Consider the following 17,509-nt stretch of genomic DNA (forward strand, 5'->3'; position numbering starts at 1 on the left):
CGGCACCGCGCGAGCCCCAGGGGCAACGCGTTGTCCTTGCGGGAAGCGGGATCACAAGGTCTCACGGACTGGGGGTGTGTCCGGTTCAGACGTGGGTACGTTCCAACTCGTCCGGACCGGAGGGGTCGATGAACGGGGTGTGGGGCGGGTCGTTCGGCATATCCGGATCGGCACCCGGCCCGACCCGGTCGAAGACCTCGTCGGGCCCCGTACCGGAACTGGACCCCTCGGTCAGCAGATACGCCTGCGCCTCGCCGACATGGAAGTACATGCCGTGCAGCTGCAGCGTGCCCTCGGCGAGCCGCCGCGCCACTGCCTCGTGCGCCCGCAGATGCTCCAACTGCTGGACCACATTGGTGAGACAGAGCTGTTCCACCGCATCGGTGGGCAGCCGGCCGGAGATCCGCGCCCAGGAATGATGGCGGGACGCCATCCGCTCCAGGCTCGGCAGCCCGTACCGCAGCCACCGCCACAACGGGGTCCTGGGGGTCTCGGGACCGGCGTTGAGCAGGGCGTGCATGGCCCCGCAGCCGGAGTGCCCGCAGACGGTGATGGACTCGACCCTCAGCACGTCCACCGCGTACTCGATCGCCGCGGCCACCGAGTCGTCGCCGTTCTCCGGGGATTGGATGTCCGGCGTGGGCACCAGGTTGCCGACGTTGCGCACGGTGAAGAGGTCACCCGGGCCACTGGACGTGATCATGCTGGTGACCAGGCGGGAGTCGGCGCAGGTGATGAAGAGCTGGGAGGGGCGCTGTCCCTCGGCTGCGAGCCTGGCCAGCTCCTCGCGCACCAGCGGTGCCGTATTGCGCTGGAACGAGCTGAGGCCGTTGAGCAGACGCTGGGCCCCGGTCGGGCGCATCGTGGACGCGGTGCCGTCGGTGGATCCGGTGACGCCCGCGCCGACCGTGTTCCCGAGGGCGCCGGTGCCGGGCTCGTGGAGCGTGTCGGCGGCGGTGGTGGGCTGTGTGGGCCGGTCCTGGCAGTGGTGATTGCGCCACGGGGTCCAGGGACGGCAGCAGGAATGCGTCGCCGCGGCCGGCTCGGCGATGCGGCCGCCCGATCTGCCGGTGAAGACGATCCGGCCGCCCTGGGCGAGCTGAGCGGTGCGCCAGTCCTGGATGGCCTCGTACGCCCCGTGGTCCATGAAGAACCCGTCCAGCTCGACGGTCGCGTCGACCCCCTGCGGAAGCTGGCCGAGCGTCCGGGTGAGGCGTGGAACGGCCAGAAAGGTCAGCTGACCGCGCACGATCACCAGATGCCGCCCGTCCTGCTCGCTCACCGTGATTCTGGTACGGGCCAGCCGATGCAGCGCCACGGCCACCGCCACGGCGATGCCGATCGCCACGCCCTTCAGCACTCCGAAGGCGATCACGCCCGTGATCGTCGCCCCGTACACGAGGAACTCCCGGTGTTTGTGGACGTTGCGGATGTGGGCGAAGCTCACCATCTGGATGCCGACGAACATCACCAGGGCGGCGAGCGCGGCCAGCGGGATCCATTCCAGCACCGTGACGAGCAGCGCCGCCGCGAGCAGCACCCAGACGCCGTGCAGCACGGTGGCGGCGCGGCTGGTCGCCCCGGCCCGTACGTTGGCCGAGCTGCGCACCGCGCCGCCGGCCACCGGAAGCCCGCCGAGCAGTCCCGCGAGCGCATTGGCGATGCCCTGCCCGCGCAACTCGCGGTCGAGGTCGGAACGTTGGACGGGTGCGGGCGGCTGACCGGACTGTTCGGCGGCCTCCTGCAAGGACCGAGGTGTGTCCGGCGCGGCCGTCTGGGTGGGCGGCGGGTCGGACTCCTGGGTGGCCGGCCGGACGGGCGGGGAGGGCGCCTCGCCCGACGCGCGGTCGGCTTGGTTCGCCGCACGTTCGGCGGCCAGCTTGTCCACGGCCACCGAGGCGAGCAGTGACTCCAGACTGGCCACCAGCATCACCGTGAACACCGCGGTGGCCAGGGCCAGTACGGGGCCCTGAGGCAGCTCGGCCAGAGCGTGCGAGCGCCAGGACGGCAGGTCGACCCGGGCGATCCGGGGTGTCACGACGGCGGCCACCGCCGTGGCGATCACCACCGAGGCGAGCGCGGCCGGAACTCTCCGTACCGCTCTCCCGGTACGCCCCGGCAGCCGTGGCCACAGCACCAGGACGGCGATGGTCAGCGCACCGATCATCGGGGCGGCCGGACTGAACCGGGCCAACTGCGCTGGAAGGGAGAGGGCGTTGCCCATGGCGGAACTCTGGGGTGAACCGCCGAGCACGATGTGCAGCTGAGCGAGGGCGATGGCCACACCGATACCGGCGAGCGTGCCGTGGACGATGGCCGGGCTGACGGCCAGAGCGCTGCGGGCCGCGCGCAGCGAGCCCAGCAGGATTTGAAGGAGGCCGGCGCCGATGGTGATGGCGCAGGTGGTGCGCCAGCCGTAGATCTGGATCAACTCGGCCGTGACCACGGTCAGTCCGGCGGACGGGCCGCTGACCTGGAGAGGGGTCCCGCCGAGCAGTCCGGCGACGATCCCGCCGATGGCCGCGGAGACCAGACCGGCCGCCAGTGGGGCGTCCATGGCGACGGCCAGGCCGAGGGACATCGGGACGGCGATGAGGAAGACAGTGATCGATGCGGACACATCCGCGCCCGCGATACGGAATCGGCGCCCGCCGGGTGGCGGGCTGTGGGGGCGCTTGACTCCCGAGGCGCGGGGAGGGCGCGAGCCGGGGGTGCGTTCATGACGAGTGGGGACGCAGGCAGACATGTTCCCGTCTCCTCCGGGGCAGCGCGGTCGCGGGGGTGTGGGGGACGCGGCCGTGGGTCACGGCGTGCAGCGGCGGGATTTCTCAACTCTCAGTAAACGAATCGTAATGCAGAGTAAAGTCGCATGTCTCGCATTTGGGGCAAATGGTCCATCGAACCACCCATTCAAGTGAATAAGCGGCTTTTCATACGGCCTGTCGTCCGATGACCTGCAGAGCTGCGTGCGACTTTGACCGCGCCGTCGGCACTTCAACGCAAATAACCTGCAAGGAAGAGGGTGGGCGGATGATGGCCGCCACGAAGAGGATCGCCGTGGGCCTCATGGCCACGGCGCTGATCGCGGGACTCGCGGGCTGTTCCGGTGCGGAATCCGGTGACACCGGTTCCCGGGCGCCCGGCTCCGGCGCCGAGAAGAAGGCCCAGGAGGCCAAGCAAAAAGGCCCTGGCGGCGCCCCCAAGAACGCAGTCAAGCTCATCGGGGACGGCTCGACCGCCTTCACCGGTGTCCAGCCGAAGCTCCCGGCGGCCAAGCGCATGGCGCCCGGTCAGAAGCCTCCGCAGTTCGTGGTGTTCTCCTGGGACGGCGCGGGGGAGGACAGCCAGAAACTCTTCTCGCACTTTCGCGGTGTCGCCAAGAAGTACAACGCCAGCATGACCTACTTCCTCAGCGGCGTGTACCTGCTCCCGGAGAAGAAGAAGGCCCTCTATGACCCGCCCAAGCACTCGGCGGGCCGCTCCGACATCGGCTTCAACGACACCGAGGGAATCCGCGACACCCTCAACGAAGTGCGCGCCGCCTGGCAGGAAGGCAACGAGATCGGCACCCACTTCAACGGTCACTTCTGCGGCAAGGACGGCGGGGTGGGGACCTGGTCCGTGGAGGAGTGGAAGAGCGAGATCAACCAGGCCAAGTCCTTCATCAAGAACTGGAAGACCAACACCCCGGAACTCAAGGCGGAGGCGCCCCTGCCCTTCGACTACGACAAGGAACTCGTCGGCGGCCGCACCCCCTGCCTCGAAGGGCAGAAGAACATGGTCGCCGCTGCCCGGACGATGGGCTTCCGCTACGACTCCAGCGGCGTCGGCAACCAGGTCTGGCCCGAGAAGAAGGGCGGCGTCTGGGACCTTCCGCTCCAGCTCGTCCCGGTGCCGGGCCGCGACTTCGAGACTCTCTCGATGGACTACAACTTCATGTTCAACCAGTCCGGTACGACCCAGGGCGACCCGGACCAGCACGAGTACTGGGGCGACCAGATGCGCGACGGTCTGCTCCAGGCATTCGACCGCTCGTACAACGGCAACCGCGCCCCGCTGATCATCGGCAACCACTTCGAGTCCTGGAACGGCGGCACGTACATGCGTGCCATCGAGGAGACCATCAAGAACGTCTGCACCAAGGAAGGCGTGCGCTGCGTGTCCTTCCGGCAGCTGGCCGACTGGCTGGACGCGCAGGACCCGGCGGCACTGGCCAAGCTCACCACTCTCGGTGTCGGCCAGGCGCCCAAGAAGGGCTGGTCGACCTACCTCACAGCCCGGACCGCTCCCGCCAAGCCCGGGGAAAAGGGTGTGGAAAAGCCCGCGGAAAAGGGTGAGGCCGGCAAGCCCGCAGGCAAGGGTGAGGCCGGGGCCGCCCCCGCGAAGCCGGCGGACCAGGCCGCAGGTTAGGGCGCTTCGCTTCGATCACTCCGGGCCCGGGTGCCCTGGCACGGGCATCCGCGGCATACCCGGGACGCCGGACCGGCCGGGCTCTCCCGGCCGGTCCGGCGGTCACGATTACGCGGGTGCCGCGATGCCTGTCTCCGCGTGATGCTCATCGAGCACGAAGGCGGGGTCGACCTGCGCGGCCAGGTCGGTGCCCGTCTTCTCGTTGCCCCAGCTCTCCGCGTTCTTCAGGTGGAAGTGCACCATCTGCCGTGTGTAGCGCTCCCAGTCGCGCAGTTCGTACGAATCCTCCGCGGCGTCCTGCAGGGCCTGCAGCGCCATCCGGTTGTCCGCCTCCAGCAGCTCGAACCGGGACGGGCGGCCCTTCTCCATCGCCCGGACCCAGTCGGAGTGGCCCACCCCGACGAGCAGATCGTCGCCGACCTCCGCGCGCAGGAAGTTCAGATCGTCCTGGCCCTGCACCTTGTTGCCGATGACCTTCAGGGCGATGCCGAAGTCCCGCGCGTACTCCTTGTACTGGCGGTACACCGACACCCCCTTCCTGGTCGGTTCCGCGACCAGGAACGTCATGTCGAAGCGGGTGAACATCCCGGAGGCGAAGGAATCCGACCCCGCGGTCATGTCGACCACGACGTACTCGTCCGGACCGTCGATCAGGTGGTTGAGGCAGAGCTCGACCGCCCCGACCTTGGAGTGGTAGCAGGCCACACCGAGGTCGGACTCGGTGAACGGGCCGGTGGCCATCAGCCGGATGTCCCCGTCGTCCAGCCGGACCGTACGCGCGCAGGCGTCGTAGACCGGGTTGTCCTCGCGGACGCGCAGCAGCCGCGATCCCTCGCCGGGCGGCGTCGTCTTGATCATCGTCTCGGCGGAGGCGATGCGGGGGTTGCTGCCCCGCAGATAGTCCTTGATGAGGGGCAGCTGCGCGCCCATGGCGGGCAGCGCGGCAGCCTCCTCCTCGTCGAGTCCGAGTGCGACTCCGAGGTGCTGGTTGATGTCGGCGTCCACTGCGACGACATGGGCTTCATTGGCAGCGAGGTGGCGGATGAAGAGCGAGGACAGCGTCGTCTTGCCGCTGCCGCCCTTCCCGACGAAAGCGATCTTCATGTTCACCTAGGGTAGTCGGACGAGCGCGGTCCGCTGCCATGGTTCGTGAAGAAGACCACTCCAAGGCGGTAAGGGTGTAGGGGGCGCGTAGCCTCGCTACTTATGAGTACGACTGCCTCAGACCCGCTTGCCGCCCTCGCTGCCCTGCCCGGGGTCACCGACGCCGTGGACTCCGTACGCAAGGCTGTGGACCGGGTCTACGGTCACCGCGTGATGCGTCGCCGCAGCAATGAGGTCACCGCCGAAGCGGCGCTGCGGGGTTCCCGCGGTTCGGCGGCGCTGGCCGGCGCCGACTGGAATCTGGAGGAGGTGCGCCGGCGCACCGACTTCCGTGGTGAGGACGAGGCGCGCACCGTCGGGGCCGCGCTGCGGCTGACCGCGGAGGCCGGTCAACTGCTCTCCATCTGGCGGCAGTCGCCGCTGCGGGTCCTCGCCCGGCTGCATCTGGTGGCGGCCGGCGGAGCCGGTCCCGATGACGCGGTCGGACGCCCGCGGCTGGCCGGTGAACCCGTTGACGAGCCGCTGATCGAGGCGCCGTTGCCGAGCGCCGACGAGGTGGCCGGGCGGCTCGAAGGTCTTTCACGGCTGATCATCGCGGGTGGTGCGGCCCCGGCGCTGGTCACCGCCGCGGTCGTGCACGGCGAACTGCTCGCCCTGCGTCCCTTCGGCTCCCGCAACGGCCTGGTCGCACGGACGGCGGAGCGGATTGTGCTGATCGGCAGCGGGCTGGACCCGAAGTCCATCTGCCCCGCCGAAGTGGGCCACGCGGAACAGGGGCGGGCGGCCTATGTCGCGGCGTTCGAAGGCTATGCGGCGGGGACGCCCGAGGGAATGGCCGCCTGGATCGCGCACTGCGGACGCGCGGTCGAGCTGGGCGTCAGGGAGTCGACCGCGGTCTGCGAGGCGCTGCAGCGCGGCGCCGCGTAGGTACGGATGCTTTCGCGCGCTTCGGCGGTCGGGCGGGGCGAGAGGCGCGCCGGAGCGTGGTTTCGCCGGGGCGTGGTGTCGGGGGTCGGGACGGCAGGGGAACGGGTTGCGGCGGTACCGAAACCGGTACCGCCGCTGGCACGTCCGCCCAGTTACCAAGCGTCCTCGAAATATGCCCATCAGGTCGGGAACTTTGCCCGTCACCTGGTGCGGCTGGCCCGTAATCGACGGGTCGACGTCGCGTGGGTGCTCGGCTTTCATGCTCGGTCCGTGGGGCCTTACTGCGTGAAAGGTGATCCTCTCGGATGTCCCTGGTCTCGCGGGCCGTTGACTCCTTTGTACTCCGGTACCAAGGGAAGGGAAACCCCTGGCCCCACTTCTTTACTTTTAGGTTCAAATAAGGGTGAATCGGGTGGCCGGTTGAACGTCGGCTGTCAGGCGGGAAGCGCGCCGGCGGTACGTCGGCGGTTGGCGTACCAGACCAGCCCTGCGGTGACGGCCGCCGCCCCGACCGCCGCCGCGGCCACGAGTGCCGGGCGGGGCGGCATTGAGAAGGCGGGCAGTCGCTGCTTGAGGCGGACGGGGCGGTCGAAGACGAGAATCGGCCACTCTCTGAGGGTCGCTTCGCGTCGCAGTGCGCGGTCCGGGTTGACCGCGTGCGGGTGCCCGACCGCGTCCAGCATCGGTACATCGGTCGCGGAGTCGCTGTAGGCGTAGCAGCGCGAAAGGTCGTACCCCTCCGACACCGCCAGCGCCTTGACCGCCTCGGCCTTGGTCGGTCCGTACGCGTAGTACTCGACCTCGCCCGTGAAGCAGCCGTCGTCGCCGACGACCATCCGGGTGGCGACGACCCGGTCGGCGCCGAGCAGCTCGCCGATCGGTTCGACGACCTCGGCACCCGAGGTCGAGACGATGACCACATCGCGTCCCGCGGTGTGGTGCTCCTCGATGAGGGTGGCCGCCTCGTCGTAGATGATCGGGTCGATCAGTTCGTGCAGGGTCTCGGCCACGATCTCCTTGACCTGCTGGACGTTCCATCCCTTGCAGAGGGCGGAGAGATATTCACGCATCCGCTCCATCTGATCGTGATCTGCGCCCCCGGCAAGGAACACGAACTGTGCGTACGCGGTGCGCAGTACGGCACGGCGGTTGATCAGTCCGCCTTGGTAGAAGGACTTGCTGAAGGTCAGAGTCGAAGACTTCGCAATGACCGTCTTGTCCAGGTCAAAGAAGGCTGCTGTACGCGGCGAGAAGCAGTTTTCCACAAAGCTGAGCATAGGGGCCCACCATTCGGCGTAAAGTCCGGCGCGTGGGTTTGCCTGAGAAGGCTCTCGGGTACACCATGGAAGTCACGGATCGTTCGCGACCGTGCTAACCCGGTCCGACTCCTCCCCCCCCGAGTCGGCCGTGGGGACGACCCCCGCTCTCCCCCCCGGCGGGGGTCGTCGCATGTCCGGACCCGTTTTTGACGCTCGGATCCAAGCTTCTCCGCCCCCTCTCGGCCGCGACGGCCCTTCTCTCGCCCGTGCTCCGTCCACCATGCCTCGTCACAGTGTGTAGCGGAAGCGCTGCGCTCCGGAAGTCGCCGGTATGAGCTACGGAGTTATTCACAACGCCGAAGTTGTCCACAGTTTTTCAGCAAGATCCACATGTTTTTCCGAGGTGTTGCACGTTGATTCCACCCGCGAAGTCCGCGGGTTCCGGAATCGCGCATCTCGGAACGCTCCGAGATCGCCGCGAACCGCACTGAAGGGGCAGTGGGAAGGGGGCGGAGATCGTGGCTGGATCGCTTGCACGGGAAGGTCTGCCGAACATCGAAGGGCGGCGGGGCGGACCGCTGATCGTGACCGAGGATATGGAGCTGCTCGACGATCTGCTGCGGCTGTGCGCGGCGGCCGGAGCGGAACCGGAAGTGCATCACGGACCGCCCGAGCGCCGGGGCGGCTGGGAGCAGGCGCCGATGGTGCTGGTGGGCGACGACGCGGCCCTGCGATGCCGCGGTGCCGCCCGCAGGCGGGGCGTGATGCTGGTCGGGCGGGACCAGGACGACCCGGACGTCTGGCGGCGGGCGGTGGAGATCGGGGCCGAATATGTGCTGAGGCTGCCCGATTCCGAGAGCTGGCTCGTCGACCAGATCGCCAATGCGGTCGAAGGGGTGGGCCGGCCCGCCCTCACCGTCGGGGTGATCGGCGGAAGGGGCGGCTCCGGCGCATCCACGCTGGCCTGTGCCCTCGCGGTGACTGCGGCGAGGTCGGGTCGGCGGACCATGCTGATCGACGGTGACCCGCTGGGTGGAGGCATCGATGTGCTGCTCGGGGGAGAGCGGGCCGAAGGAATGCGGTGGCCGGATTTCGTTCATTCCAAGGGTCGTCTCGGCGGTGGGGCACTGGAGGATTCCCTGCCCGCACTTCATGGTCTACGGGTGCTCAGCTGGGGCCGGGACGACGAGGTGGTCATCCCGGCGCAGGCGATGCAGGCCGTACTCGCCGCCGCCCGACGGCTCGGTGGGGTGGTCGTCGTGGATCTGCCGCGAAGGGTCGACGAAGGGGTTGCGGAGGCCTTGGCTCAGCTGGACCTCGGTCTGCTCGTGGTCCCCGGTGAGCTGAGGGCGGTCGCGGCGGCGAAGCGGGTGGCGTCGATGGCCGGAATGGTGCTGGGCGACCTTCGGGTGGTGACCCGTGGGCCCTATGCGGCGGGCCTGGACGAACGGTGGGTCGCACAGGCGCTCGGCCTGCCCCTCGTGGGTGAACTTCCGCTGGAATCGGGGCTGCTGGCGGCCCAGGACGGGGGCGCGCCACCGGGCGGCAGCGCGCGTGGACCACTGTCCCGGTTCTGTACGGCGTTCTGGGACCGGGCGGACCTCACGGGCGGCGGCAGCCTGGCGGCGGGCCTGCCCGGGGGAGGTGCGTCATGACGGAAGCGCTGCTCGACGCGGTACGGCAGCGACTGGCGCGCAGCGGTGCGGCCCCCACGCCCGCCGGAGTGGCCGCCGCACTGCGGGCTCAGGGGCGGTTGCTGGGTGACGCGGAAGTGCTGGGTACGGCAGCGCTGTTGCGAGGCGAGCTGGTCGGCACCGGAGTACTGGAGCCACTGCTGGCGGACCCGGCGGTGAGCGACGTGCTGGTGTCCGCGCCGGACCGGGTGTGGGTCGACCGGGGCAGCGGGCTCGAACTGACGGGGATTTTCTTCCCGGACGCGGCGGCGGTACGGAGGCTTGCGCAGCGGCTCGCGGCGGTGGCCGGGCGGCGGCTGGACGATGCCCGCCCGTGGGTGGACGCGCGGCTGCCGGACGGGACCCGGATGCATGCCGTTCTGCCACCGGTCTCCGTCGGCTCGACGTGCCTCTCGCTGCGCGTGGTGCGGCCCCGGGCCTTCACCGTGGCGGAGCTGGTCGAGGCGGGGACGGTGCCGCCGGGCGGCGACCGGGTTCTGCGGGCGCTGGTGGAGGCCCGGATCTCCTATCTGATCAGCGGGGGGACGGGGGCCGGGAAGACGACCCTGTTGGCAAGCCTGCTCGGAGCGGTCGGCGCACACGAACGGATCGTGCTTGCCGAGGACTCTGCGGAACTGCGGCCCGACCACCCGCATGTGGTGCGCTTGGAGTCCCGCCCCGCGAATCAGGAGGGTGCGGGGCGGGTGACCCTGAGGGATCTCGTGCGGCAGGCGCTGCGGATGCGCCCCGACCGGCTGGTGGTCGGGGAGGTGCGCGGAGCCGAGGTGACCGACCTGCTGGCCGCGCTGAACACAGGTCACGAAGGTGGCTGCGGCACTGTTCACGCGAACGCGGCCGAGCACGTACCCGCCCGGCTGGAGGCGTTGGGGACGGCTGCGGGGCTCGATCGGGTGGCGTTGCACAGTCAGTTGGCGGCCGCTCTCTCGGTGGTGGTCCATCTCGTACGGGACCGGTCCGGGCAGCGGCGGATCGCCGAGGTGCATGTGTTGGAGCGGGATGCGGCGGGGCTGGTGCTGACGGTTCCGGCGTTGCGCTGGGGTGCCGACGGCTTCGTGCGGGAGCGGGGCTGGGAGCGCTTGGGGGCGCTGATCGGGGGTGCGCCATGACCGGAGGGGCTTCGGCGTACGCGGCGCACGCGATGGCGGTCTGCGCGGGGTCGGCGGCGTGGCTGGCCGCGGCGCAGGACCCGGGGGTGCGGCGGGCGCGGGTGCTGTTCGTGGACGAGGCGGTGGTGCCTCGGCGGCCGTGGGCGGGACTCACCGCGGTGCGGGCGTTCGTCCTGGGGCGGCGGGAGTGGTGGTGCGTGCCGGTGGCGGTGCTGCTCGCCGTGCTGGGGGCTTCGGTGCTGCCGTTGGCGGCGGGGGCCGTGGCGGTTCCGTCGGTGCGGCGGTGGCTGAGGGGGCGGTCCCGGCGACGGGCGCGGGAACGGGGGGCGGAGGCGGTGACCGCGCTGTGCGGTGCGGTGGTGGGGGAGTTGCGCGCGGGGCGGGAGCCGGGTCAGGCGTTGTTGGTCGCCGCGCGGGACGCGGTGGCGTTGGGCGGGGCACTGGGTGGGGCGGAGGCCGCGGTGCTGGCGGCTGCGCGGTTCGGAGGGGATGTGCCGGATGCGTTGAGGAAGGCGGCGGACGGGCCGGGCCTGGGTGGGCTGGCCGGAATGGCGGCGTGCTGGCGGGTGGCGGTGGACGGCGGGGCCGGGCTCGCGGCCGGTCTGGACCGCCTTGAGGGGGCGTTGCGGGCCGAGCGGCGTCGGCGGGAGGAGCTGCGGGCCCAACTGGCGGGCGCCTGGTCGACGGTGGTGGTGCTGGCACTGCTTCCGGTGGCGGGTCTGGGGCTGGGCGCGGCACTCGGGGCGGACCCGCTGGGGGTTCTGCTGCACAGTCCGGGCGGGCTGGTGTGCCTGGCGGCAGGCGGACTGCTGGAGGCGACAGGGCTGTTCTGGGCGGGCCGGATCGTACGGGGAGGGGAGGCGGCATGAACGTGGTGACCGGTGAAGTTCCCCATGACCTGGGCGCATTGGGGGCGACGGTGGGCGCGGCCGTGTATCTGGCCCTCGTGTGGGCTGGGTGGCGGCGGGAGCGGGTGGTTCGCGGCAGGGGAGCGGTGTTGCTGGCCCTCGACGCCGGGGGGCGGGGGCGCTGGTGGGGCCGGGTGGGGTGGATGGGCCTGACCGGCGACCGCAGCCGGCTGAGGCGGTGGGCGGCACCGCTGGGGGCTCTCGCGGCCGGGTGGATCCTGGTTGGCGGGGTTCTGGGATGCGTGACCGGTTTGGCTGCCGCGTACGGGACTTGGCGCCGGCTGCGGTTCCGGCCGAAACCTCGGCCGGACGCCCCGGGTGAGGATTCCGTCCAGAGTTCTCGGCAACTCCCGCTCGCGGCCGATCTGTTGGCTGCCTGCATCGCGGCGGGGGCGGGGCCTCGGGACGCGGCGGAGGCGGTCGGGGAGTCGATGGGCGGTCCGGTCGGCGACCGGTTGGCCCGTGCCGCGGCGGAAATCCGACTGGGCGGTGAACCGTCCCTGGCATGGGGCCGGTTCGGGGACATGCCGGGTGCCGGGCCGCTGGCCCGCTGTCTGTACCGGGCCGGGGCGACCGGGGCTCCGGCGGCGGAGCCGGTCGCCAGGCTGGCCGAGACGATACGTGCCGAGCGGGCCGGTGCGGCGGTGGCACGCGCGCAGCGGGCGGGTGTGCTGATCACCGCGCCGGTCGGGCTCTGCTTCCTCCCCGCGTTTCTGGCGGTCGGGGTGGCGCCCGTGGTGATCGGTCTGGCGGCCGGGCTGGCGGGCGGCGGCTAGCGCCTCTCCCGGGACTGTTCCTGGGCTGCTTCTCCTCGGGCAGGCCCTTCGGCCAAGCCGGAGGGGCGTGAACTTCTCGGATCTTCGCGGGTGTCACTTCGAGCGCCCGCTCCATATCGCTGTCAACCGGGGGTTGAAATGAACAAGAACGTCATGGAATGGGTATCCGGTGCTCTGTGCCGCACGCGGTCGGTGGAGTGGCCTCCGGAGTGGCCGGTGAGGTGGTCGGCACGGTGGTCGGGCCGGCTTGTCCGGTCCGATCGAGGGATGACGACGTCCGAGTACGCGGTGGGGACCATCGCGGCCTGCGCTTTCGCGGCCGTGCTCTACAAGGTGGTCAACAGCGGGCCCGTGCTGTCGGCCATGCAGTCATTGATCAAGGACGCGCTCGATGCGAAGTTCTGAGGCCGGACCGGAAGGCCGATCGGCTGTGCGGGAGCGTGCGTGGCGTCCGGACAGGGGCGCGGTGACGGCGGAGGCGGCCGTGGTCATTCCCGTGCTGGTGGCGTTCGCCATGGCCCTGGTCTGGGCGTTGGTGGCGGCGTCCGCACAGATCCGGTGCGTGGACGCGGCGCGGGCGGGGGCGCGGGCGGCTGCCCGTTCGGAGCCGGAGGCGGCGGTGTTGGCGGCTGCCCGTGGCGCGGCGCCGGACCGGGCCCGGGTCGGGGTGGAGCGAGCGGGGGAGTTGTGGCGGGTCCGGGTGGAGGCGCCGACTCCGGGTCCGGGCGCACTGGCCCTGACACTGAGCGCCGAGGCCGTGGCGCTGGCGGAGGACACGGTGGGGGCTGCGCCGTGACGGGGCCGCCCGAGGCCGCGACGGGGCCGGGCACGAAGGGGGCCGTTGGGACGCCCGGCGAGCGGCGGGGCGGAGCCGCGGGGGCGGTGTTCCGCAGGATGGCCGGGAGAAGGGCCGGTAGGCGGTGGGTCAGGAGGGCGAGGAGGGTGAGGAGGGCGAGGTGCGGGGACCGGGGGGTGGCGACGGTGTGGGTGGCGATCACCACGGCGTCCCTGTGCACGGTGTTCGCGATCGTGCTGGCGCTGGGGCAGGCGGTGGCCGCACGGCACAGAGCCGGCGGGGCGGCGGACCTGGCGGCCCTCGCGGCGGCCGACCGCGCGCTCCTGGGGACCGTGGCGGCGTGCGGGGCGGCGAAGCAGGTGGCCGGGGCACAGGACACGGTGGTGGTGCGGTGCGCGGTGCGGGGGGAGGTGGCTGATGTGACGGCGCGGGCGAGCTTCGGCCCGTACCGACCCGAGGCCAGGTCCCGGGCGGGTCCTGCGGGTCCTGCGGGTCCTGCGGGTCTGGTGGACCCCGCGGGTCTGGTGGACCCCGCGGGTCTGGTGGACCCCGCGGGTCCTGCGGGCTCCGCGGGCCTGGGCGGGTCCTTGCGGGCACTGGGGGGCCTGTGTGGCTGTCTGCCGCTCCTCGGCCGTCTCCGAGGCCGTGAATGTCGCCCACGCCCTCAGAAGCGTTGTCGCGGCGTCCTGCGGCTCCTCAGTGCGCTGAGCACCCTGGCGGGTCGACTCGGCCTCCCGCTGCTGTGTCCAGGCCGCCTATCCCGCCGTCTTCGGCTCGTTGGGCTCATCCGGCTCTTCCGCCGCCTTCGGTTCTCCGGGGTCGGGAGGTGCGGCCCTGAGGAGTTCGGTGAGCAGACGTACGGCGCCCCGCTTGTGGAGCGGCTCGTTGCCGTTGCCGCACTTGGGGGACTGGATGCAGGAAGGGCAGCCCGCCTCGCACTCGCAGGACGCGATGGCCTGGCGGGTCGCGGTCAGCCACGTACGGGCGGTGTGAAAGGCCCGCTCGGCGAATCCCGCACCGCCGGGATGGCCGTCGTACACGAAGACCGTCGGCAGCAGGGTGTCCGGGTGGAGCGGGACCGAGACACCGCCGATGTCCCAGCGGTCGCAGGTGGCGAAGAGCGGGAGCATGCCGATGGACGCGTGTTCGGCGGCGTGCAGGGCGCCGCCGAGGATCTCCGGGTTGATCCGGGCGGCGTCGAGCTGGTCCTCGGTGACCGTCCACCAGACGGCGCGGGTGCGCAGGGTGCGGGGAGGCAGGTCGAGCTTGGTCTCGCCCAGGACTTCCCCGGTGATCAGTTTGCGGCGCAGGAAGGAGACGACCTGGTTGGTGACCTCCACGGAGCCGTAACAGAGCCGTCCGTCGCCCCAGGGGATCTCGGTGTCGGTCTCCAGGACGGCGATGGCGGTGGTGTCGCGGGCGGTCGTGGAGTAGGGCGGGACAGCCTCCTCGACGAGGGCGACGGAGTCCTCCAGATCCAGTTGCCGGACCAGATAGGTGTGGCCCTGGTGGAGGTGGACGGCGCCTTCGTGGACGGCGGTGTGAGCGGCCGATTCGTCGACGGTGCCCAGCAGGCGGCCGGTGCCCTCCTCGACGATCTGGACGGGACGGCCGCCCTCACCCCGGATGTCGGTGAGGTCGGCGGCCCGCTCGCGGCGGGTCCAGTGCCAGCCCGACGCCCGCTTGCGCAGCAGCTTCGCGGCTTCCAGCTGCGGCAGCAGCTCGGGCACGGCGGGCCCGAAGAGCACGATGTCGGGTTCGGTGAGCGGGAGCTCGGCCGCCGCGGCGCACAGGTGCGGGGCGAGGACGTACGGGTTGTCGGGGTCCAGGACGGTCGATTCCACGGGCTGCTGGAACAGCGCTTCGGGGTGGTGCACCAGGAAGGTGTCCAGTGGGTCGTCCCTGGCGATGAGGATGGCCAGGGCGCCCTGCCCGGAGCGTCCCGCGCGGCCTGCCTGCTGCCAGAGGGAGGCCCGGGTGCCCGGATAGCCGGCGATGAGGACGGCATCGAGGCCGGAGACGTCGATGCCGAGTTCGAGGGCGGTGGTGGCGGCCAGGCCGAGCAGTTCACCGGAGTGCAGGGCGCGCTCCAGGGCGCGGCGCTCCTCGGGGAGGTAGCCGCCGCGGTAGGCGGCGACCCGTTTCGGCAGCGTGCGGTCCACCTCGGCCAGGCGCTCCTTGGCGATGACGGAGATCAGTTCGGCGCCGCGCCGGGAGCGTACGAAGGCGACCGAGCGGACGCCCTGGACGGTCAGGTCGGTCAGGAGGTCCGCGGTCTCGGCCGTGGCGGTGCGGCGTACGGGGGCGCCCTTCTCGCCGTGCAGCTCGGTCAGCGGGGGCTCCCAGAGGGCGAAGACCATCTCGCCGCGCGGCGAGGCGTCGTCGGAGACCTCCTTGACCGGCAGGCCGGTGAGGCGGCCGGCGGCGACCGAGGGCTCCGCCGCGGTGGCGGAGGCGAGGAGGAAGACCGGATGCGCGCCGTAGCGGGCACACAGGCGGCGCAGGCGGCGCAGGACCTGGGCGACATGGGAGCCGAAGACGCCGCGGTAGGTGTGGCACTCGTCGATGACGACGTAGCGCAGGGCGCGCAGGAAGGAGGCCCAGCGGGGGTGGGACGGAAGGATTCCGCGGTGCAGCATGTCGGGGTTGGTCAGGACGTAGTTGGCGTACTGGCGCACCCACTCGCGTTCCTCGACGGGGGTGTCCCCGTCGTAGACCGCGGGCCTGATCGCGTTGCCGAGGGGTGCCGTGAGCGCCTTCACCGAGCGTCGCTGGTCGGCGGCGAGGGCCTTGGTGGGGGCGAGGTACAGCGCGGTCGCCCCCCGGCCGTTGGGGGCCTCGGAGCCGTCGAGGAGGGCGCTGAGGACCGGGGCCAGGTAGGCGAGCGACTTGCCGGACGCCGTGCCGGTGGCGATCACGACGGATTCACCGTCGAGGGCGTGCTCGGCGGCGGCGGCCTGGTGCGCCCACGGATGGTCGATTCCGATTTTCTGAATCGCCGCGATCACTTCTGGCCGGATACGATCCGGCCAGATGGCATGGGTTCCCGTACGCGGGGGCAAGTGCTCCGTATGAGTGATGCGCGCGGCCCGGCCCGCCCCTGCGGCGAGCCGGTCGAGGATCATGGCGGGAGGGGGGCGGAAGTCCCCGCTCTCGGGTGGTCGACTGGGGCGGTGATTCTTGGCCATCGGCACCGAGTGTGTCACTGGCGTGACGGACAATGGTCCCAAGGCGTCGTGCATGGCTGCTGGTAAGTGATTGAATGCCATCGCGGCTGGCGATCCGTCCCCTGGCTCCGTCGGGGAGACCGAGGGGCGACCGCTCGATAGCAAGGTGCTGGAGGATCCGTGGACCTGTCCCTGTCGACTCGCAATGTGTCCGGCCCTGGTGGCGACCGTACGGTCGTCGAGGTCGGTGGCGAGATTGATGTGTATACCGCGCCCAAGCTGCGCGAGCAGTTGGTCGAGTTGGTGAATGACGGCAGCTACCACCTGGTTGTCGACATGGAAGGTGTCGACTTCCTCGACTCCACCGGCCTCGGCGTGCTCGTGGGTGGCTTGAAGCGTGTCCGAGCCCATGAGGGCTCGCTGCGCCTGGTCTGCAACCAGGAGCGCATTCTCAAGATCTTCCGGATCACAGGTCTGACCAAGGTGTTCCCGATTCACACCACGGTCGACGAGGCTGTCGCGGCCACCGACTGACGTCGGCGCAGGTCGACCGATCGGTCGGCAGGCAGGCAGTGACGGACCGGCAGCGGCAGCAGGCAGGCCGTGACGGGCAGGCGGTCGACCTTTGGTCGGCTGTCGGCTTCGTCGGCTTCCGGAGGAGGAGAGCAGGGGTACCGGGCGGCACGCCCGGGCCCCTGAGACGCACGCCCGAACGTTCGAGGGGGATCACATGGCCACCGTTGAACTCCGCTTCAGCGCTCAGCCTGAACATGTCAGGACGGCCCGCCTTGTGGCAGCCGCCGTGGCGCGCAGGGCCGGAGTGGACGAGGCGGTGCTCGACGAGGTCAGACTCGCGGTCGGCGAGGCGTGCAGCCGCGCCGTCGGGCTGCATCGCAGTCATGGCATCACCTCTCCGGTCAGCGTCGTGCTGACCGATGAGGACAAGACGTTCTCGATCGAGGTCGGTGACGAGGTTCCCGGCCCCGGGAGCGTCTCCGCCACCGGCGTACCGGGAGGAGTCGGCGCCACGCCCGAGGTGGGCCTCGACGAACCCGATCCCGGGCCCGACGGTGAGGGCGAGGACGAAATGGGTCTCGCGGTCATCAGCGGGCTGGTGGACGACGTGGAAGTCCGGTCGGGCGCCAACGGCGGAGTGATCCGCATGAGCTGGCCCACGGCCCACGCGACGGTGCTTCCCTGACACGGGCGGGGGCCGGGGGCCGTGTGGCTGGCTTGATCCGTGCCCCTGATCCCGCAGCCGCTCGGTGAGATCCCGCGCCGCTCGGTTGTCCCGCGCTGCCTGCTGCCCTGCGGTCCGTCCGGTTGTGTGGCCTCCCGTGCGTCCTGTTGCCCGGCTTCCCG

Annotated in this window: 14 protein-coding genes and 1 pseudogene; 11 read left to right on the forward strand and 4 right to left on the reverse strand. The window is 71.1% G+C overall.

The window, feature by feature from the left end; all coding sequences use genetic code 11:
• Window positions 1-85 precede the first annotated feature (85 nt).
• Entirely contained in the window at window positions 86-2,746 is a 2,661-nt protein-coding gene (locus tag OG413_RS12660) for a SulP family inorganic anion transporter (RefSeq protein WP_266805166.1), read from the reverse strand.
• Window positions 2,747-3,030: 284 nt separating this feature from the next.
• Here OG413_RS12660 and OG413_RS12665 point away from each other — a divergent pair, with 284 nt between their 5' ends.
• The gene (locus OG413_RS12665) at window positions 3,031-4,410 is read left to right on the forward strand and encodes a hypothetical protein (RefSeq protein WP_266805167.1); all 1,380 of its coding nucleotides are present in this window, start codon (window positions 3,031-3,033) and stop codon (window positions 4,408-4,410) included.
• A gap of 108 nt (window positions 4,411-4,518) precedes the next feature.
• On the opposite strand, the gene OG413_RS12670 is transcribed toward OG413_RS12665, so the two are convergent.
• The gene (locus OG413_RS12670) at window positions 4,519-5,514 is read right to left on the reverse strand and encodes an ATP-binding protein (RefSeq protein WP_266805169.1); all 996 of its coding nucleotides are present in this window, start codon (window positions 5,512-5,514) and stop codon (window positions 4,519-4,521) included.
• A gap of 102 nt (window positions 5,515-5,616) precedes the next feature.
• On the opposite strand from OG413_RS12670, the gene OG413_RS12675 reads away from it, so the two are divergent.
• A complete protein-coding gene (locus tag OG413_RS12675; protein ID WP_266805171.1) occupies window positions 5,617-6,441 on the forward strand; it encodes an oxidoreductase in 825 nt (274 codons plus the stop codon).
• 434 nt (window positions 6,442-6,875) lie between these two features.
• On the opposite strand, the gene OG413_RS12680 is transcribed toward OG413_RS12675, so the two are convergent.
• Window positions 6,876-7,718: an HAD family phosphatase gene (locus OG413_RS12680; RefSeq protein ID WP_266805173.1), complete on the reverse strand. Its 843-nt coding sequence runs from the start codon at window positions 7,716-7,718 to the stop codon at window positions 6,876-6,878.
• Window positions 7,719-8,218: 500 nt separating this feature from the next.
• Between OG413_RS12680 and ssd the strand changes: the two genes are divergently transcribed.
• The 7 genes and pseudogenes from ssd to OG413_RS12715 all read left to right on the forward strand — a co-directional run.
• Entirely contained in the window at window positions 8,219-9,355 is a 1,137-nt protein-coding gene (gene ssd, locus OG413_RS12685; RefSeq protein WP_266805174.1) for a septum site-determining protein Ssd, read from the forward strand.
• On the forward strand, window positions 9,352-10,500 hold the full coding sequence (locus OG413_RS12690; RefSeq protein WP_266805176.1) for a TadA family conjugal transfer-associated ATPase: 1,149 nt from the start codon (window positions 9,352-9,354) through the stop codon (window positions 10,498-10,500). Before ssd ends, OG413_RS12690 begins: the two co-directional genes overlap by 4 nt.
• Window positions 10,497-11,369, forward strand: coding sequence for a type II secretion system F family protein (locus OG413_RS12695; RefSeq protein WP_266805177.1), 873 nt, complete (start codon window positions 10,497-10,499; stop codon window positions 11,367-11,369). Before OG413_RS12690 ends, OG413_RS12695 begins: the two co-directional genes overlap by 4 nt.
• Window positions 11,366-12,184: a type II secretion system F family protein gene (locus tag OG413_RS12700; RefSeq protein WP_266805179.1), complete on the forward strand. Its 819-nt coding sequence runs from the start codon at window positions 11,366-11,368 to the stop codon at window positions 12,182-12,184. The genes OG413_RS12695 and OG413_RS12700 overlap by 4 nt, the downstream gene beginning before the upstream one ends.
• Window positions 12,185-12,400: 216 nt before the next feature.
• On the forward strand, window positions 12,401-12,589 hold the full coding sequence (locus tag OG413_RS12705) for a DUF4244 domain-containing protein (RefSeq protein WP_266805181.1): 189 nt from the start codon (window positions 12,401-12,403) through the stop codon (window positions 12,587-12,589).
• Entirely contained in the window at window positions 12,576-12,980 is a 405-nt protein-coding gene (locus OG413_RS12710; protein WP_266805183.1) for a TadE family type IV pilus minor pilin, read from the forward strand. The genes OG413_RS12705 and OG413_RS12710 overlap by 14 nt, the downstream gene beginning before the upstream one ends.
• A gap of 146 nt (window positions 12,981-13,126) precedes the next feature.
• A pseudogene (locus OG413_RS12715) lies at window positions 13,127-13,474 on the forward strand (Rv3654c family TadE-like protein); the annotation flags it as partial.
• A 261-nt stretch (window positions 13,475-13,735) separates the two neighbouring features.
• Here OG413_RS12715 and OG413_RS12720 read toward each other — a convergent pair.
• Window positions 13,736-16,249, reverse strand: coding sequence for a DEAD/DEAH box helicase (locus tag OG413_RS12720; protein ID WP_266805184.1), 2,514 nt, complete (start codon window positions 16,247-16,249; stop codon window positions 13,736-13,738).
• A 78-nt stretch (window positions 16,250-16,327) separates the two neighbouring features.
• On the opposite strand from OG413_RS12720, the gene OG413_RS12725 reads away from it, so the two are divergent.
• Both OG413_RS12725 and OG413_RS12730 read left to right on the forward strand, forming a co-directional pair.
• A complete protein-coding gene (locus tag OG413_RS12725; protein WP_003967428.1) occupies window positions 16,328-16,681 on the forward strand; it encodes an STAS domain-containing protein in 354 nt (117 codons plus the stop codon).
• 196 nt (window positions 16,682-16,877) lie between these two features.
• A complete protein-coding gene (locus OG413_RS12730; protein ID WP_266805185.1) occupies window positions 16,878-17,348 on the forward strand; it encodes an ATP-binding protein in 471 nt (156 codons plus the stop codon).
• Window positions 17,349-17,509 lie beyond the last annotated feature (161 nt).

The organism is Streptomyces sp. NBC_01433, from assembly GCF_026340105.1.
GTDB lineage: Bacteria > Actinomycetota > Actinomycetes > Streptomycetales > Streptomycetaceae > Streptomyces.

What these genes read in the sequence shown, in the direction of transcription:
- OG413_RS12660 (WP_266805166.1), bottom strand. Translation starts at nt 2,746, where the DNA reads ATGTCTGCCTGCGTCCCCACTCGTCATGAACGCACCCCCGGCTCGCGC.
- OG413_RS12665 (WP_266805167.1), top strand. Translation starts at nt 3,031, where the DNA reads ATGATGGCCGCCACGAAGAGGATCGCCGTGGGCCTCATGGCCACGGCG.
- OG413_RS12670 (WP_266805169.1), bottom strand. Translation starts at nt 5,514, where the DNA reads ATGAAGATCGCTTTCGTCGGGAAGGGCGGCAGCGGCAAGACGACGCTG.
- OG413_RS12675 (WP_266805171.1), top strand. Translation starts at nt 5,617, where the DNA reads ATGAGTACGACTGCCTCAGACCCGCTTGCCGCCCTCGCTGCCCTGCCC.
- OG413_RS12680 (WP_266805173.1), bottom strand. Translation starts at nt 7,718, where the DNA reads ATGCTCAGCTTTGTGGAAAACTGCTTCTCGCCGCGTACAGCAGCCTTC.
- OG413_RS12690 (WP_266805176.1), top strand. Translation starts at nt 9,352, where the DNA reads ATGACGGAAGCGCTGCTCGACGCGGTACGGCAGCGACTGGCGCGCAGC.
- OG413_RS12695 (WP_266805177.1), top strand. Translation starts at nt 10,497, where the DNA reads ATGACCGGAGGGGCTTCGGCGTACGCGGCGCACGCGATGGCGGTCTGC.
- OG413_RS12700 (WP_266805179.1), top strand. Translation starts at nt 11,366, where the DNA reads ATGAACGTGGTGACCGGTGAAGTTCCCCATGACCTGGGCGCATTGGGG.
- OG413_RS12710 (WP_266805183.1), top strand. Translation starts at nt 12,576, where the DNA reads ATGCGAAGTTCTGAGGCCGGACCGGAAGGCCGATCGGCTGTGCGGGAG.
- OG413_RS12720 (WP_266805184.1), bottom strand. Translation starts at nt 16,249, where the DNA reads ATGGCATTCAATCACTTACCAGCAGCCATGCACGACGCCTTGGGACCA.
- OG413_RS12730 (WP_266805185.1), top strand. Translation starts at nt 16,878, where the DNA reads ATGGCCACCGTTGAACTCCGCTTCAGCGCTCAGCCTGAACATGTCAGG.